The sequence below is a fragment of the Streptomyces klenkii genome (assembly GCF_003626645.1).
Taxonomy (GTDB): Bacteria; Actinomycetota; Actinomycetes; order Streptomycetales; family Streptomycetaceae; genus Streptomyces; species Streptomyces klenkii.
Window position 1 is genome coordinate 581,207 of record NZ_RBAM01000003.1, and the last position, 16,119, is coordinate 597,325.

Consider the following 16,119-nt stretch of genomic DNA (forward strand, 5'->3'; position numbering starts at 1 on the left):
GCCCCTATCGGGGCGCGGCCGCGCCGGGCCCCAGCATCCGCTGGAGCAGATCTCGTAGAACCCCCCGCTCCTCGGCCGAGAGGCCGGCCAGGGGCTCGCGGGCGAAGTCCAGGGACTCGCTCAGGCGGTCCGCGGTCTCCAGGCCTGCGGGGGTGGCCGCCGCGAGCTTGACGCGGCGGTCGTCCGGGTCGGGGCCGCGCTCGACCAGGCCGCGGGCCTCCAGGCGGTCGACGATGCCGGTGACGTTGGACGGCTCGCACTTCAGGAGCTGGGCGATCCGGCGCATCGGCATGGGCTCGCGCGCGAGCAGGGCGAGGACCTTGGCCTGGGCGCCGGTGAGCGCGTGCTTGGCCGCCGCCGCCTCGTACTCCTCGTGGTAGCGGGCCACGACGGCCGCGATGAGGTCGACGACCTCACGGGTCAGGGCATCGGTTCGGGGGACCATGACACCCAGGTTACCGCGTTGCTTGACAACATGAAATATCGAGGCGCATGGTTGTTTCACTAGCTGAAACATTAGGAGGCCGCGCCCCATGTCCGCAATGCCCACCACCAGCCGTGAATGGCACCTCGTCGCCCGCCCCCACGGCTGGCCGAAGCCCGAGGACTTCGCGCTGCGCGAGGTCGCCGTGCCCGAGCCCGGCGAGGGACAGATCCTGGTGCGCACGATCCACATGTCCGTGGACCCGTACATGCGCGGCCGGATGAACGACGTCCGCTCCTACGTCCCGCCGTTCGAGCTGGACCGGCCGATGGAGGGCGGCGCGGTCGGCGAGGTCGTCGCCTCGCGCAGCGACGCCTTCAAGCCCGGCGACCACGTGCTGCACGGCCTGGGCTGGCGCGAGTACGCCGTGGTCGGCGCGGAGAACGCGGTGAAGGTCGACCCGGAGCTCGCGCCCCTGTCGGCCTACCTCGGCGTGCTCGGCATGCCGGGCCTGACCGCCTACGCCGGCCTGCTGGAGGTCGCCTCCTTCAAGGAGGGCGACGCCGTCTTCGTCTCCGGCGCCGCGGGCGCGGTCGGCCTCCAGGTCGGCCAGATCGCCAGGCTCAAGGGCGCCTCGCGCGTCATCGGCAGCGCGGGCACCGACGAGAAGGTCAAGGCCCTCGTCGAGGAGTACGGCTTCGACGCCGCCTTCAACTACAAGAACGGCCCGGTCGCCGAGCAGCTGAAGGAGGCCGCGCCCGACGGCATCGACGTCTACTTCGACAACGTCGGCGGCGACCACCTGGAGGCCGCGATCGGCGCGCTGAAGGTGCACGGCCGCGCCACGCTCTGCGGCGCGATCTCCGGTTACAACGACACCGAGCCGCAGCCCGGGCCGCGCAACATGATCGCGATCATCGGCAAGCGCCTGCGCCTCCAGGGCGTGCTCGTCCGCGACCACGCGGCGATGCAGCCGCAGTTCGTGCAGGAGGTCGGCGGCTGGGTGCGCTCCGGCGAGCTCAAGTACCGCGAGACGGTCGTCCACGGCGTGGAGCACGCGCTGGACGCGTTCCTGGGCATGCTGCGCGGCGAGAACACCGGCAAGATGATCGTGACGTTCTGATCCGGACCTGATCCGGGCCTGGCCCGGACCGCCTCCGCGGCGTGATCACAGGCGTGAGCGCCCGTGATCACGCCGCGGCGCGCCCGGATACCCTTCCCGCCATGCGAGATCTCGTGGCGGGACTGACGTACCTGGGCAAGGGCCAGCGCTGGGTGGCCGGCAACCGGCGGCAGTGGGGGTTCGGGCTGCTGCCCGGGCTGATCACGCTCGTCGGCTACGCGGCCGCGGTCGTCTGCCTGGCCCTGTACGCGGACGACGCCGTCGCCTGGGCCACGCCGTTCGCCGGCGGCTGGGCCTCGCCGTGGGCCGGCCTGTTCCGGGGCGCGCTGACCGTGCTCCTCTTCGGCGGCGGCCTGCTGCTCGCCGTGATCTCCTTCACGGCCGTGACCCTGCTGGTAGGTCAGCCCTTCTACGAGGAGCTGTCCGCGCGGGTCGACCGCTCGGTGGGCGGCGAGGCGCCCGAGTCCGGGCTGCCGCTGTGGCGGGAGCTGTGGATCTCCGCCCGCGAGAGCCTCGCGGTGCTCGTGCGCGCCGCCGCCTGGGGCGTGCTGTTCTTCGCCCTCGGCTTCGTGCCCTTCGTCGGGCAGACCGTGGTCCCCGCGATCGGCATCTGCTTCTCGGGCTTCTTCCTCGCCGAGGAGCTCACCGCGGTGGCCCTCCAGCGCCGCGGGGTGCCGCTGCGCGAGCGGCTGCGGCTGCTGCGCTCCCGCAAGCTGCTCACGCTGGGCTTCGGCGTGCCGCTGGCGCTCCTCTTCCTCGTGCCGGTCGTGGCGGTGTTCGTGATGCCGGGCGCGGTGGCGGGCGCGACGCTGCTCGTACGGGACCTCATGGGTGAGGGCCCGGTGGAGACCGAGCCCGAGGCGGCGGGCGACAGCGCCCTCAGCTGACGGACACCTCGACTGACAGCCCCCGAGGGGGCGGCGGATCAGCCGAGGGAGAGCTCCGCCGTCACCAGCCCCTCCCCCGCGTCCGGGCCCTCCGCGAGGACGCTGCCGTCCGGCGCCCAGACCGCGCTGAGGCCGCAGGCGTCGTAGGGGCCCGAGGGGCCGTGGTGGTTGGCCAGCAGCACGTGGAGGCCGTTGTCCCGCGCGAGCGCCGGGAAGATCTCCATCCGCTCCCGCGCACCGCCGCCCCGCCCGTACAGCGAGCTGGCGACCAGCACGCGGCACCCGTCGGCGGCGGCACGGGCCGCGCACTCCGGGAAGTGGGCGTCGTAGCAGATGACGTGCCCGAAGCCGACGCCGTCCAGCGTGAAGCGGCCCTCGCCCGTCCCCGGCACGAAGCCCGCGGCACGCTCGGTCTCCGTCACGTGCACCTTGTCGTAGCGGGCGAGCGGCGCGCCGTCCGGACCGTAGACGAAGCTGCTGATCGTGGGGCCGGCGGCGGCCCGCCCGGGGCCGTTGACCACGGCGGCGACGCCCGCGGCCCGGCACGCCTCCCGTACGGGGGCGAGCCGGGCGTCGCCGGCGTCCAGGAGCAGGCCGTCACCGGCCGCGACGATCGCGTCCAGTTCGTAGCCGGTGACGGCGAGCTCGGCGAAGACCACGAGGGCCGCGCCGCGCTCCCCCGCCTCGGTGACGAAGGCGGCCATCCTGGCCGCGTTCGCCCCGATGTCGCCCGGCCGGGCGGTGAACTGTGCTGCTGCGATGATCATCCGTCCATCATGGCGTCCGGGCGTTCGCGGCGGCCACGACTGTGAGCGACCGCACCTGGGCGACGATCGCGAGCCGGTTCCGTACGAACTCGGGGTCGGTGACCGTACCGGTCGCGGGGTCGGCGTTGCCCCGGCCGAACTCCAGCACCGGGGTGTGCAGGTGCCCGCCGGGGACGGGCAGGCGCACGGCGTCGCGCAGCAGGGTGGCCCGGTAGGCGATCTCGTTGGAGAGGTAGTCGCCCCCGCCGCCGGCGCGGGCGGTCGAGCCCGGGGTCGGCCCGTCCGGCCGGTCGGCCGGCTCGGTGGCGCCCGCGGGGATCTCGGTGACCTCGGTGTTGTCGTGCACGGGGAACGGCCCCGTCGCGGCGGCGGTCATGGCGGCGTACGGGAGGCTGGTCGACGTCCACTGCGGCTGGGGGCGGACGGTCGGCACGCCGGGCGGCACGGGCACGGTCTCCGTGCGGGAGACGCCCGCGTTGTCCGGGTAGCCGCCGCGCCAGGCCCCGTTGGTGCGCTCGACGTCGAAGCGGCCGGGGCGGCCCTGGCTGATGGTGGTGAAGAGGTCCACGCGGCGGGGGCCCGGCCGGAAGTGCGGCAGCAGCGTGCGCTCCACCGTGCCGTCGGCGAAGTCCGCCCAGCGGACGGGGAAGACGGCGGCCTCGATGCGCGCCGGGCCGGCCGGGGTGTCGACCGTCGTGCCGTCCAGGGCGAGGGCGGCGGCGCCGGAGGGGTTGGAGCGGCGGGGGTCCGCGTCGAGCTGGAAGGGGTCGAATCCGGTGATGACGACGCGCTTGACCTGCGTGCCCGCCGGGAGGTCGAGGGTGTCCTGGCCGCGCGAGGAGCGCTCGACGCGGCCGGTGAGCTCGGTGCGCTGCGCCCCGGACAGCCGGAAGGCAGGCTTCCATTCCTGTACGGCGCGGGTCATGCCGAGCCGCGCCCAGTACAGCGGGCGGTCGTCGTCGCGGCTGAGGTCCCCGGCGCGCTCCGGGCCGGGCCCGCGGCCCTGCGCCCGGTCCACGGCGCGCCGCCACAGCCGCCGGCCCTCGTCGGTCGCGAGGCGCTGCGCCTGCGGGAGCGTGCGGGTGCGGCCCAGGGCGGCGGCGAAGTCCGGAGCCGCGTCGGCGAAGCCGCCGCGGCGCAGGATCTCCTGCGGCACGGGGCCGGAGAGGCGCTGCTCCTCGGTGGTGAGGGACGGGCGGGGCGCGGGGGCTTCGGCGGCGACGGCGGTCGTGGGGACGACGGCCGCGGCGGTGGCCAGGAGGGCGGCCGCGAGGGATATGCCGCCGAGTCTTGAGGGATGCGAGGGATGCATGAGGCGGAAGGTATCCACTGCGCCCGGCCTTGCGATAGACGGCCTTGTCAACTCCCTTTTAAGACAGGTGACTTCAAGCCACAATGGCGCAATGAACATAGCGCAGCTCTTAGCGGTCCCGCTCTTCGACCCCGGCATCGGCCAAGGCGCCCGCCAGTTCACCGAACTGGGCATCGCGCTGCTGCTCTCCTCCCTCATCGGCCTGGAGCGCGAGGTGCAGCAGAAGAGCGCCGGGCTGCGGACCCACACGCTCGTCGGGGTGGGCAGCGCGCTGTTCATGGAGGTCTCGATCCACGGCTTCGGCGCGGTGACCGCGCTCACCGGCGCCCCGCAGGACCCCTCGCGCGTGGCCGCCCAGATCGTCTCCGGCATCGGCTTCATCGGCGGCGGCCTGATCTTCGTGCGCCGCGACGCGGTGCGCGGCCTGACCACGGCGGCCACGATATGGCTGACCTGCGCCCTGGGCATGGCCTGCGGCGGGGGCCTGCCGCTGCTGGGCGCCGCCGCGACGCTGGTGCACTTCCTGGTGGTCCGGGGCTTCCCCGTGGTCACCCGGCGCATGGCGCTCGTGCCCGGCGACCGGGTCGAGCTGCACCTGTCGTACCGCACCCGCAGGGGGCTCCTGGGACGCGTGCTGGAGCTGTGCACGAAGCGCGGCTTCCGGGTCACGGACGTCCACATCGAGCCGGAGCAGGCGTCGGCGGACGGGCGGGAGAAGGGCAAGGCCAAGGAGGCGGGCGTGGTGCTGAGCCTGGAGGGGAAAGGGCCGGCCTATCCGCTCGTGGAGGAGCTGACGTTCTGGGACGGGATCACCGAGGTGGGGCTGCGGGCGCACCAGGACAGCGGGGACTGAGAACCGCCGGGCGGTGCGCGTCCGGACGGGCCGGAAGGCGGACCGGGCGGCGGGCCGCGGGGTGGTTGGACCGGGTGACGTACGTCCGGACCTGCGCCGACGGGCGGTTGTCAGTGGCGGGTGTCAGGCTGGCTTCGCAGAGGATCCGCGAAGGGAGATCACTTCCATGATCACCACCGACTTTGTCCCCGGCTCCCCCTCCTGGCTCGACCTCGGCTCGCCCGACACCGCGGCCGCCGCGCGGTTCTACGGGTCGGTGTTCGGCTGGGAGTTCCAGCCCCACGGCCCCGAGACCGGCGGCTACGGCGTCTTCCGGCTGGGCGGGGAGACCGTGGCCGGAATGGGCCCCCTCACCGAGGAGGGCGCCCGGTCCGCCTGGATGATCTACTTCCAGACCGCCGACGCGGACGCGACGGCCGCGGCCGTGCAGCGCGCGGGCGGCACGGTGCGGGTCCCGCCGATGGGCCCGGGCGAGGGCGAGGGCCGGATGGCCCAGTTCACCGACCCCCAGGGCGGCCAGTTCGCCGTCTTCCAGCCGGGCACGTACCGGGGCCTGGAGACGGCCGACCGGGCGGGCACCCTGTCCTGGACCGAGCTCTACACCACCGACGCGGCGGCGGCGAAGCAGTTCTACGGCACGGTCTTCGGCTGGGCCGCGGAAGACATGGACCTGCCGGGCGGCGGCGGCACGTACTCCCTGATCACACCCGCGGGCCGGGGCAAGGAGCGGATGCAGGGCGGCCTCATGGAGCTCCCCGCCGAGCACCTCGCCCTGAACGGCGGCCGCCCCTACTGGCACCCGGTCTTCGGCTCCGCGGACTGCGACGCGACGGTCGCGAAGGTCGTCGAGGGAGGCGGCACGGTCCAGATGGGCCCGGAGACCGCGGAGGGCGTCGGCCGGCTGGCGGTCTGCCTCGACCTCGCGGGGGCGGACTTCGTCGTGCTCCAGCCGGAAGAGGGCTCGACGGGCTGACGGCCGGGCAGCGCTTGCCCTCGGGCAGCGGGGGCGCAGAAAGTCCGGGCGGCAGGGCGGCCGGGGGGAAAGGCTCGCGTAGTCGCACAGACATGGGCATGATCGCCGGATGACATGGACAGCACCCGGGATCACCCGGCCCGGCGGATCGCTCTCGGCCGGCGAACGCACCCTCCTCACCGGCCTCCTCGCCTGGCACCGCAGCACCCTGCTCCACAAGTGCGCGGGGCTGACCGGCGAGCAGCTGGCCGAGCGGTCCGTGCCGCCGTCGGACCTGTCGCTGCTGGGGCTGATCCGGCACATGGCGAAGGTCGAGCGCATCTGGTTCCGCGAGCGGTTCGCCGGCCAGGACGTGCCCCGGCTGCACGGCACGGGGGAGAACGCGAACGCCGACTTCGAGGAGTGCGACCCGGCCCGCGCCGCCGAGGACTACGCATGCCTGCTGGAGGAGCAGCGCCTGGCCGACGCGGTGGTGGCGGAGGCGTCCCTGGACGACACGTTCACCGCCGGCGGCGAGACGTACTCGCTGCGCTTCGTCCTCCTCCACCTCATCGGCGAGTACGCCCGTCACAACGGACACGCGGACCTGGTGCGGCAGCGGGTGGACGGGGTGACGGGAGCGTGACGGCGCCCCGCTCCGGGCGCACGGGCGGAGCGGGGCGCCTGTCAGGTCGCCCGGTCTACAGGGCGCCGTCGAAGAGGGCCACCGTGAGCCCGTTGTTGATGGTGAAGTCGTGGGCGTGGTTGACCGACTGGGTCCCGCGACCGAACTCCTCCTCGTTGGAGGGGTGGAAGAGTCCGCTGATGCTGTCGCCCGTGCCGACTTCGCGCACCCTGTTCCCCACGGTCGGAATGAACTCCCTGACTTCCGTCAGGTTGGTCACCTCTCCCGTGTTCCAGGTGATCTTGTCGGTGGTGGTCGTCGTCACCAGGGTGTCCGTGATGGTGCCCAGACCCGACATGGTGATGGCCCCGGAGGTGAGACCCGGGTGTCCGGGGGCACTGCAGTTGGTGAGGGTGCCGAGGCCGTGCGCAGCGGCGTTGACGGCCATGGTGAAGCTGCCGCCGGTGCAACGGACGAGCGCCGGGAGCGCCTGGGCCGACGCGGCCGTGCTGCCGAGCGTGCCGAGCCCGAGTGTGAGCGCCCCGGCGAGTGCGGCCGCGCCGGCCGTCAGCCGGCGGGGGGTGGATGGGGACATGCCGTCCTCCTTCGCTTTGCAGGCGTCCCGGCAGAAGGGCGGCCAGGGGCCTGGTGGTGGAGGGCGCGCACCGTCCTGTGCCGAGAGTATGCCCGCGTCAATCCCCTAGACGGAATCGCTCGTTCAGGTGAATGCGCCCGGCTCGCGAGCCGGGCGTGACCAGCGCGAAGAGCGTCAACTCCCGGGCCGTACGAGGCGGTCCGCGGCCCGTGCGGCGAAGAACAGCAGCCCCGCCGTCAACGCCGCCGCCACAACGGCCGCAACGGCCACGGAACCCGCATCCGGCGCACGCCTCAGCACCCCGTAGAGGACGACCCCCAGCACGCCCACCGACACCAGCGGCCCCGCCGCGTACCAGGCGAAGAAGCGGAGCGGCCCGAGGTCGCCCATCGGCGTGGTCACACCGGAGAACATCAGCTCCAGACGGGCCGGTCCGCGGCTCGCCGAGAAGACCGCCGTCGCGGCGAACGGCACCGCGCACGCCGGCATCAGCACCAGCGCCCACGGCTCCCCCGCCACCGCGAACGGCACCGCCGCGAGCAGCGCCAGCAGGGCGCCCAGCACCGCGGGCACCACCGCGTGCTGGAGCATGAGCGTACGGAAGCGGAACGGGGACCAGGCCGCGCGCCGCACGTCGTCCGTCTCCAGCCGGGCCGGCTCGGCGAGGGCGCCCACGGCGACGTAGCCGAGCAGCAGGGCGGCGACGAGGCCGATGACGCGGGCGGCGCCGCTGAACTGCACGCCCAGGGCGGCCACCGCCGTGGCACAGGCCAGCCACATCAGGGCCTTCGCCGGGCGGGCGGGCGTCCGCAGCAGGGACAGCAGGTCCCGCCAGACCACCACGAGGTACTTGCTGCGCGGGCGCGGCAGCCGGACGCGGCGCGTGCGACCAGCGCCGGGACCGTCGGCGGCCGCGTCCATGAGGGCGAGCTTGGCGGCCCGCAGCTCCGCCGAGTACATCACCGACGACACTGTCTGGGCGGTCACCGCCCGCCGCCGCAGCTGCGCCGTGGGCACGAGCGCGGCGTCCCGGTGCCCCCGCACCAGGCCGGCGGCCGTCAGGAGCACCAGCAGGACGACCGCGGCGGGCCGGCCGGGGGCGTGGCCGCCGGTTGCGGAGACGACGGGCTGGGCGGCCCAGCCCCACGGCCCGGACCACAGCTCCACCTGCTCCAGCACGGCGCTCCGGTGCCCGTACGCGGCGGCCGCTGTCTGCCCGGCGAGCAGCATCAGCACGACGACGGCCAGGGGCGAGAAGCGGCGGACGAAGCGCGCGAGCCCGGCCCGGTGCTCCACCGCCATGCCCGCCGCGACGGCCAGCAGCGGCAGGCACACGGCCGCCGGAAGCAGCGCGAGAAAGGCGCCGCCCAGCGAGGCCAGGCCCAGGACGCGCAGGACGACGGCCGCGGCGCACGCGGCCGTCAGGGCGGTGGCGGCCGACACCCCCGCCGACAGCCAGAACCACGGGCGCAGGACGACCGCCCTGCGCACGGGATGGGTGAGCAGCCAGCCGACCGAGGGGGCGGGGACGACGACGGGGCCGCGCCACAGCGCGTCGCGCGCGGCGAGCAGGGCCAGGGCGGCGGTCAGGAGCGTGAACAGGGCCGGCAGGGCGCCCTGGACGTGCGCGCCGACGGCGCTGTAGTCCGCGCCGAGCCGGATCCGGCGCAGGAAGTCGACGGTGTACCCGCCTCCGTAAGCGCCGCCGAGGAGCACGACCGAGTAGATGAGGACGGCGACGTCGCGGCCCTTCTGACGGCGGTGGGCCTTGCGCTTCTCCCGCAGCCAGCGCAGCGCCTCGGCGGTGCGGTCGTCCTCTTCCTCGCTCCACGCGGGCTCGTCGGCGTCGAGGACCTCGCCCGCGCCGCCCGGTGCGTCGTGGCTCATCCGTGCAGCCCCAGCTTCCCCAGGACCTTCGCGGGCGTGCCCTCGGCGATCACCCGGCCGTCCTCCAGGGCGATCATCCGGTCCGCGACGGCCTCCGCGAGCTCGGCCTGGTGCGTCGCCAGCAGCACGGCCACGCCGTCGCGCTTCTCGCCCTTCAGCAGCTCCGCGAGGCGCACGCGGGCGTCGGGGTCGAGCCGCTGCTCGGGCTCGTCGAGGACGAGCAGGTCGCGGGGGCGGACGAGGGCGGCGGCCAGCAGCAGGGACTGGAGCTGGCCGGAGGAGAGGGAGCCGGGCAGCGCCTGCGCGTGGCCGGACAGCCGGCGGTCGGCGAGCACCTCGTCGATCCAGGCGTCGGCGTCCTCCACGGCGTGGGCGACGGTGACGAGTTCGAGGTGCTCGCGCACGGTCAGGTCCGGGTACGTGGCGACGGTGTCCCCGACGACCGCGACCCTGGCCCGTACCTCCGGGTCGTCCTCCGAGATCTTGCGGCCCGCGAACTGCGCGGTGCCGCTCGTCGGCTCGTCCCGCCCGCACGCGATCCGCAGCAGCGTGGACTTGCCGGAGCCGTTGTGACCGAAAAGGGCGGTACAGGTGCCGGGTTCCAGGTCCAGGTCGAGCGGGTGCAGCGCCTTCCGCTCCCCGTAGGTGCGGCTGACCCCGCGCAGCCGCAGCAGCGGGGCGGGGGCGCCGTTCGGCGCCGTCGAGCCGGTCATCAGAAGCCTCCGTACGCCGTTGATCGCTCGCCCTGACCCTAGTGAACGGGCGACGCCCGGCGGCGCCCGCCTCCCGTACGCGACGATGCCTGCATGAACCCAGCGCGCGACCCCGCACCCGAGTCCGCCCCCTCGTCCGCTGACTCCGGTGGCTCCGGCACCGGCACCGGCAGCGCCTTCGGGCCCCTCGGCTTCCAGCTCGTCCTGCTGCGGCGGATGGCCGACCACCAGCCCGGTCTCGTCGAGGACGCCCTGCGCGAGCTCGGCGCCGGCAAGGCGGAGATGCGGGAGGCCAACCGCCGCTGGCAGGCCATGCTGCGGGCGCCCGGGCGGCGCGGGGCCGGGCCGCGCTACCGCTCGGTGCTCGGCCCGCCCGAGGCCACCGGCGAGCGCCGCATCGGCGACCTGACCTTCGAGTCGTCGGCATGGCGGCTGCCGCTCTGGCCGGACCTGCGGTTCGAGGTGCTGGCGGCGCCCGGCGGGGCCGTGTGGAACGAGTGGCTGGTCCGCGCGCCCGGAGCGCCCGGCCCCGAGCTGCGCACCGTAGAAGACCTGCGGCCCTGGTCGTGCACGGTGGACGAGGTGGCGCGCGCCTTCGCGCCCGCCCGCCCCCTGGAGGGCACGGCCCCCACCCGCTGGCGGCTCGCGTTCACCGCGCCGGACGCCGCCGGGAAGCGCCGGGAGTACGTGGTCGAGTTCACGTGGGGACTTCTTCAGCGGTTCGTCTAGAACCGCCGGTCCGCCCGGGACGAACAGTCAGTGCGGCGCAGTGATTCAAACCTGAACGTTCCTCATCCTTTGGAGGGAGACAGAACTGGCCGTTCACCCGAGGCCCCGGGCACCGGCCGGTCCCTAGCGTGGACGGGTACCAGCGACCGGATCCCCCACACCGGACGGACACCCCATGCCTCTGCCCCGCAGGCCCTCTTCCGTACCCGCCCTCATAGCGGCCCTGATCCTGCCCGTCGCGCTCGTCGCCGCCCTGCTCACCACCTGCTCGTCCGGCACGGCGGACAGCACGGCGGCCAGTGGCACCCCGGCCTCGGCCGAGGAGCCGGCCCGCCTCTCCATCCCCTCCATCGGCGTGGACAGCGCGCTGCTGCGCCTCGCCAAGAACGGCGACGGCACCGTGGAGGTGCCGCCGCCGGAGAAGGGCATGACGGCCGGCTGGTACACGGGCGGGGCGGCGCCCGGCGAGCCCGGAGCCGCCGTCGTGATCGGCCACGACGACACCCGCGAGGGCCGTGCCGTCTTCCACGACCTGGAGAAGCTGGACGAGGGGGAGGTCATCGACGTCCGGCGCGGGGACGGCAAGCTGCTGCGCTTCTCCGTCACCGGCAAGGAGACGGCCGACAAGTCCGCCTTTCCGGCGCGGAAGGTCTACGGACCGACCGAGGAGCGGGCGCTGCGGCTGGTCACCTGCGCGGGCGGCCCCGACGCCGACGGGCACCCGGTGAAGAACCTCATCGTCTACGCGACCCTGAAGCCGTAAACCACGCCTGCGCGGCCCTGAAGCCGTGATCACGTCCACGCGACCCTGACGCTGTGACCACGTCTACGCGACCCTGACGCCGTGACCACGCCTGCGCGGCCCTGAAGCCGTGATCACGTCCACGCGACCCTGACGCTGTGACCACGTCTACGCGACCCTGACGCCGTGACCACCTCTGCGCGGCCCTGACGTCGTGACGCGGGCCGCGCAGACGCGCGGGAGCGGGAGGGGTCAGGCCAGCTCGGCCGTCAGCGTGATCGTCGTCCCCGTGAGGGCCTGGCTGACGGGGCAGTTCTTCTTGGCGCCCTCGGCGGCCTCCTGGAAGGCCGCGGCGTCCAGCCCCGGCACCTCGCCGCGGACGGTGAGGTGAATGCCGGTGATGCCCTCGCCCGGCTGGAACGTGACGTCGGCCTTGGTCTCCAGGCGGGTGGGCGGGGTGCCCGCGCCCGTCAGGCCGTGCGAGAGGGCCATGGAGAAGCAGCTGGAGTGCGCGGCCGCGATGAGCTCCTCCGGGCTGGTCTTGCCGTTGGCCTGCTCGGCGCGCGACGGCCACGACACCGGCTGCGAGCCGATGCCGGACGAGTCGAAGCTGACGGTGCCGCTGCCCTTGAGCAGCTCACCTTCCCAGACGGTGTGCGCGGTGCGGGTGGTAGCCACGGATACGTCCTCCAGTCACTGCTCGGTTACGAGGATCAAAGCTTATGGGCAGGCCCCGGGCGGAGGCCCCGTGTCACGCCGACCGCACGTTCCAGGCCACGAGCGCGGGCCGCCCGTGCTCGGTGCCGATCCGGCTGACGGTCGCGGTGTCGAGCCGGAAGAGCGCGCCCGCGGCGGGCGGCAGGCCGAGCCTGCGGGCGGTCAGGACGCGCAGGAAGTGCCCGTGCGCGACGAGGACCACGTCCCCGCCACCGGCCTCCAGCAGGGGGACCACGCGGGCCAGCACCCGGTCGGCGCGCGCGCCGACCTGCGCGGGCGTCTCGCCCGGGTGCTCCGGCGGCCCGGGGACGACGCCGTCGTCCCACAGGTACCAGCCGGGGCGGGTGCGGTGGATCTCCTCGGTGGTGACGCCCTCGTAGCCGCCGTAGTCCCACTCGTGGAGGTCCGGGTCGGTCTCGGCGCCCTCCAGCCCGGCGAGCTCGGCCGTCCGCAGGGCCCGCTTCATCGGGCTCACCAGGACCTTCCCCGGCGTACTGCCGGCGAGCAGCGGCCGCAGGGCCTCCGCCTGCCGCTCGCCGCGGCCGGTCAGGGCCACGTCCGTGAAGCCGGTGTGGCGGCCGTCGCGGCTCCACTCCGTCTCGCCGTGCCGGATCAGCAGCAGCTCACTCACCGGAGGGCTGTCCCTCGCCCTGCGCCGCCGGCTGCCCGGCCTTGGCCTGCTCCTCGGCGACGGAGGCGCGCACCTCGTCCATGTCGAGCCCCCGGGCCTGCCGGATGACGTCCTCCAGCGCGGCCTCGGGCAGCGCGCCCGGCTGCGCGAACACCGCGATGTTGTCCCGCACGATCATCAGCGTCGGGATCGAGCGGATGTCGAAGGCGGCGGCCAGCTCGGGCTGGGCCTCGGTGTCGACCTTGGCGAAGACCAGGTCGCCGTGGCGCTCCGCGGCCGCGTCGTAGACGGGCGCGAACTGCCGGCAGGGGCCGCACCACGACGCCCAGAAGTCGATGAGCACGAATCCGCTGCCGGAGACGATCTCGTCGAAGTTGTCCTTGGTGAGCTCCACCGTGCTGCTGCTCATGCGTCGCTACCTGCTTCCGCTGTGGCGTCGGGTGACCGTCGTAACCGGCCCAGCAGCGCCAACAGGATGACGCCGGGCCGTATTCCGCCGCATACCCGTGCGAGGACGGGGCAGGCGGTCCGCGTGGCGGGACGTGGCCGAAGCCGGGCGGTCCCCCGGCCCCGCACAGCGCGAAGCCCCGCCGGGCCGGGCGGGTGCCGGGCCGGGCGGGGCTTCGAAAACGCAGGTCGCATCGTTTCTGCTGCGACGTCGCGAAAGTGGGGCGGGTGGGACTCGAACCCACGGCCGACGGATTATGAGTCCGCTGCTCTAACCGGCTGAGCTACCGCCCCGTTCACGGCGCGTCGCGCACATCTGTGCGCGCCGTCTGCCGCAGCATAGCCGCTCATACGATCTGCTGCCCCTGAGGGGGCGTATTGCGTGACCTACCTGACCATGAGGACTTCGATCACGGCGGGACGGTTCCCTCCGGAAGGCATCCGGATACGAAAAAGGACCCCCGAAGGGGTCCTCGATCGCTTGCTCCTCCGACTGGACTCGAACCAGTAACCTGCCGGTTAACAGCCGGCTGCTCTGCCAATTGAGCTACAGAGGATCGCGCTCCCCCGACTGGACTCGAACCAGTAACCTGCCGGTTAACAGCCGGCTGCTCTGCCAATTGAGCTACAGGGGACTGCTGCGTTTGCCTCGAATGCCCTTCCGACCGGTCTTCCGGGCGGCGGGCGCTCGCTGCGAGACATACATTAGCGCAAGCAGGGGGGTGCTCCGCCAATCGGTACCCCGGGAGTGACCTTCGCACCCGGCGGGTAGGCGGCGACCACGGTGCGACGACCAGGTGTCCGAGGGATCCGAGGAAGGGTGGAGCGGGATGCGCTACCGGCTGACGTTCATGTTGGGAGCAGCCGTCGGATACGTCCTGGGGGCGCGGGCCGGCCGGGACCGGTACGAACAGCTGCGCAAGGGGGCCCGGCAGATCGCGCAGAACCCCGCCGTGCGCAACACCGTCGAGTCCGCCGCGCAGAACGGCCGGGCGCTGGCCTCCCGGGCCCTGTCCAAGGCGGGCGAGCGGATGCCGGAGTCCGTGGCCGAGCGGGTGCGGTCGCTGCGCGAGCGGGGCCAGGGCGCCGAGGACGACTGGGGCACCAGCAACACCTGACCCGGCCGCCGGGCCGGCCGTTCGGTCCCCTTCTCCCGACCTGTCCCGGCATGCCCCCGCCCCGGTCACACCCGTCCCGGTGGTTCACTCCTGACCCGGTCCGGCGGCGGGGCGGCTAACACCCCTCCGGGGCACGGAGCATGCCCCGGGGTTTGGCATCATCTCGGCATGGGCATAGTCGCGGGCTTGGACAGTTCCACCGAGAGCACACGGATCGTCGTCTGCGATACGGACACGGGTGCCGTGCTCCGGCAGGGGTACGCCCCTCATCCGCACACCGAAGGCGACCCCCAGGCCTGGCTGATCTCCCTGGGCGAGGCCGCCGCCGGCGGGCTCCTGGAGGGCGTCCAGGCCATCGGGGTGTCCGCGCAGCAGCACGGGCTGCTCGCGCTGGACGCCGGCGGGGTGCTCGTACGGCCCGCGATGCTCGGCAACGACAAGCGGATGCAGCCCTCCGCCGCCGACCTGACCGACGCGCTCGGCGGCCGGGCCGCGTGGGCGCAGGCCGTCGGCTCCGTGCCGCAGCCCGGCCAGATGGTCGCCAAGCTGCGCTGGCTCGCCCGCAACGAGCCCGAGTCCGCCCAGCGCATCGCCGCCCTGCTCCAGCCGCACGACTGGCTCGTGTGGCAGCTCCTGGGCCGCCCGCTGCGGCGCACGACCGACCGCGGCGACGCCTCCGGCACCGGCCTGTGGTCGGCCGCGACCGGCTCCTGGCGGCCGGACCTGGTGGAACTCGCCCTGGGCCGCCAGGCGGTGCTCCCCGACGTCCTCGCGCCCGCCGAGCCCGCCGGGCACACCCCCGAGGGGCTGCTGATCTCCGCGGGCACGGGCGAGACCATGGCCGCGGCCTTCGGGCTGGGCGTGGGGCCGGGCGACGCGGTGATCTCGCTCGGGGCCTCGGGCTCGGTCTTCGCCGTGCACCACGAAGCCCTCGTCGACGACTCCGGCACGATCACGTCCCTCGCCGACGCGACCGGCATGCACCTGCCCGTGGTGCACACCCTCAACGCCGTGCGCGTGCTGCGCGGCACCGCGGAGCTGCTGGGCACGGACCTCCCCGGCCTGTCGGAGCTGGCCCTGGCGTCGTCCCCCGGCTCGTCCGGGCTCGTGCTGCTGCCGTACCTGGAGGGCGAGCGGACCCCGCACCTGCCGCACACGGCGGGCACCCTCGCGGGCCTGCGGCGCGAGAGCATGAAGCGCGAGCACCTGGCGCGGGCCGCATTCGAGGGCATGCTGTGCGGGCTGACGGACGCCCTCGACGTGCTGCGCACGCGCGGGGTGCAGGTGCGGCGGGTGTTCCTGCTGGGGCCCGCGGCGGAGCTGCCCGCCGTGCAGGCGATCGCTCCGGCGCTGTTCGGCACGCAGATCGTCGTGCCGCAGCCGGCGGACTACGCGGCCCTGGGCGCGGCCCGGCAGGCGGCCTGGGCGCTGGGCGTCCAGCAGGGGGTGCTGGCGCCCCACGAGCCGCCCATGTGGCCCGCAGCCGCCGGTCAGGCGTTCGATCCGGGTGAGGACCTCGCCGTCGGGCAGGCGGTGCGGCAGCAGTACGCCGCCGTGCGGGAGCAGACCCACCCGGGAGCGCTCCAGGCCGGCTGAC

General features: G+C 74.1%; 18 protein-coding genes and 3 tRNA genes. 9 read left to right on the forward strand and 12 right to left on the reverse strand.

Annotated features, from left to right (window positions below):
- Positions 1-4: 4 nt before the first annotated feature.
- Positions 5-445, reverse strand: a complete 441-nt coding sequence (locus D7231_RS09365; protein ID WP_120754471.1) for a MarR family winged helix-turn-helix transcriptional regulator — start codon at positions 443-445, stop codon at positions 5-7.
- Positions 446-533: 88 nt separating this feature from the next.
- Between D7231_RS09365 and D7231_RS09370 the strand changes: the two genes are divergently transcribed.
- Both D7231_RS09370 and D7231_RS09375 read left to right on the forward strand, forming a co-directional pair.
- Positions 534-1,547 (forward strand): NADP-dependent oxidoreductase, encoded by a 1,014-nt coding sequence (locus D7231_RS09370; RefSeq protein ID WP_120754472.1) that lies wholly within the window; start codon positions 534-536, stop codon positions 1,545-1,547.
- A 101-nt stretch (positions 1,548-1,648) separates the two neighbouring features.
- Positions 1,649-2,434 (forward strand): EI24 domain-containing protein, encoded by a 786-nt coding sequence (locus D7231_RS09375; RefSeq protein ID WP_120754473.1) that lies wholly within the window; start codon positions 1,649-1,651, stop codon positions 2,432-2,434.
- 38 nt (positions 2,435-2,472) lie between these two features.
- Here D7231_RS09375 and D7231_RS09380 read toward each other — a convergent pair whose 3' ends face one another.
- Together D7231_RS09380 and D7231_RS09385 are read right to left on the reverse strand one after the other, a co-directional pair.
- On the reverse strand, positions 2,473-3,201 hold the full coding sequence (locus D7231_RS09380; protein ID WP_120754474.1) for a carbon-nitrogen hydrolase family protein: 729 nt from the start codon (positions 3,199-3,201) through the stop codon (positions 2,473-2,475).
- Between the two features lie 7 nt (positions 3,202-3,208).
- Entirely contained in the window at positions 3,209-4,513 is a 1,305-nt protein-coding gene (locus D7231_RS09385; RefSeq protein ID WP_199739328.1) for a pyroglutamyl peptidase, read from the reverse strand.
- A 91-nt stretch (positions 4,514-4,604) separates the two neighbouring features.
- Between D7231_RS09385 and D7231_RS09390 the strand changes: the two genes are divergently transcribed.
- From D7231_RS09390 to D7231_RS09400, 3 genes are all read left to right on the forward strand, one after another.
- The gene (locus tag D7231_RS09390) at positions 4,605-5,366 is read left to right on the forward strand and encodes an MgtC/SapB family protein (protein ID WP_120754475.1); all 762 of its coding nucleotides are present in this window, start codon (positions 4,605-4,607) and stop codon (positions 5,364-5,366) included.
- A 166-nt stretch (positions 5,367-5,532) separates the two neighbouring features.
- On the forward strand, positions 5,533-6,339 hold the full coding sequence (locus D7231_RS09395; protein ID WP_120754476.1) for a VOC family protein: 807 nt from the start codon (positions 5,533-5,535) through the stop codon (positions 6,337-6,339).
- A gap of 109 nt (positions 6,340-6,448) precedes the next feature.
- Positions 6,449-6,964 (forward strand): DinB family protein, encoded by a 516-nt coding sequence (locus tag D7231_RS09400; protein WP_120754477.1) that lies wholly within the window; start codon positions 6,449-6,451, stop codon positions 6,962-6,964.
- Between the two features lie 55 nt (positions 6,965-7,019).
- On the opposite strand, the gene D7231_RS09405 is transcribed toward D7231_RS09400, so the two are convergent.
- The 3 genes from D7231_RS09405 to D7231_RS09415 form a co-directional block, all read right to left on the reverse strand.
- Positions 7,020-7,538 carry a hypothetical protein gene (locus D7231_RS09405; RefSeq protein WP_120754478.1) on the reverse strand — a complete coding sequence of 173 codons (519 nt, stop codon included), beginning with the start codon at positions 7,536-7,538 and terminating at the stop codon, positions 7,020-7,022.
- Positions 7,539-7,712: 174 nt separating this feature from the next.
- Positions 7,713-9,425: a DUF6297 family protein gene (locus D7231_RS09410; protein ID WP_120754479.1), complete on the reverse strand. Its 1,713-nt coding sequence runs from the start codon at positions 9,423-9,425 to the stop codon at positions 7,713-7,715.
- Positions 9,422-10,138, reverse strand: coding sequence for an ABC transporter ATP-binding protein (locus tag D7231_RS09415; protein WP_120754480.1), 717 nt, complete (start codon positions 10,136-10,138; stop codon positions 9,422-9,424). The genes D7231_RS09410 and D7231_RS09415 overlap by 4 nt, the downstream gene beginning before the upstream one ends.
- 93 nt (positions 10,139-10,231) lie before the next feature.
- Between D7231_RS09415 and D7231_RS09420 the strand changes: the two genes are divergently transcribed.
- Positions 10,232-10,867 carry a hypothetical protein gene (locus tag D7231_RS09420; RefSeq protein WP_241999625.1) on the forward strand — a complete coding sequence of 212 codons (636 nt, stop codon included), beginning with the start codon at positions 10,232-10,234 and terminating at the stop codon, positions 10,865-10,867.
- A gap of 175 nt (positions 10,868-11,042) precedes the next feature.
- Positions 11,043-11,630, forward strand: a complete 588-nt coding sequence (locus D7231_RS09425; RefSeq protein WP_120754481.1) for a class F sortase — start codon at positions 11,043-11,045, stop codon at positions 11,628-11,630.
- 231 nt (positions 11,631-11,861) lie between these two features.
- Here the strand turns inward: D7231_RS09425 and D7231_RS09430 are convergent, their stop codons facing one another.
- From D7231_RS09430 to D7231_RS09455, 6 genes are all read right to left on the reverse strand, one after another.
- Positions 11,862-12,287 carry an OsmC family protein gene (locus tag D7231_RS09430; protein WP_120754482.1) on the reverse strand — a complete coding sequence of 142 codons (426 nt, stop codon included), beginning with the start codon at positions 12,285-12,287 and terminating at the stop codon, positions 11,862-11,864.
- A 73-nt stretch (positions 12,288-12,360) separates the two neighbouring features.
- A complete protein-coding gene (locus D7231_RS09435) occupies positions 12,361-12,957 on the reverse strand; it encodes a histidine phosphatase family protein (protein ID WP_120754483.1) in 597 nt (198 codons plus the stop codon).
- Positions 12,950-13,366, reverse strand: coding sequence for a thioredoxin (gene trxA, locus D7231_RS09440; protein ID WP_120754484.1), 417 nt, complete (start codon positions 13,364-13,366; stop codon positions 12,950-12,952). Before trxA ends, D7231_RS09435 begins: the two co-directional genes overlap by 8 nt.
- Positions 13,367-13,624: 258 nt before the next feature.
- A tRNA-Ile gene (locus D7231_RS09445) sits at positions 13,625-13,698 on the reverse strand.
- A 190-nt stretch (positions 13,699-13,888) separates the two neighbouring features.
- Positions 13,889-13,961 (reverse strand) — tRNA-Asn (locus D7231_RS09450).
- Between the two features lie 5 nt (positions 13,962-13,966).
- Positions 13,967-14,039, reverse strand: a tRNA-Asn gene (locus D7231_RS09455).
- A gap of 195 nt (positions 14,040-14,234) precedes the next feature.
- On the opposite strand from D7231_RS09455, the gene D7231_RS09460 reads away from it, so the two are divergent.
- Entirely contained in the window at positions 14,235-14,522 is a 288-nt protein-coding gene (locus tag D7231_RS09460) for a YtxH domain-containing protein (RefSeq protein WP_120754485.1), read from the forward strand.
- Positions 14,523-14,690: 168 nt separating this feature from the next.
- The gene (locus D7231_RS09465) at positions 14,691-16,118 is read left to right on the forward strand and encodes an FGGY family carbohydrate kinase (protein ID WP_120754486.1); all 1,428 of its coding nucleotides are present in this window, start codon (positions 14,691-14,693) and stop codon (positions 16,116-16,118) included.
- Position 16,119 lies beyond the last annotated feature (1 nt).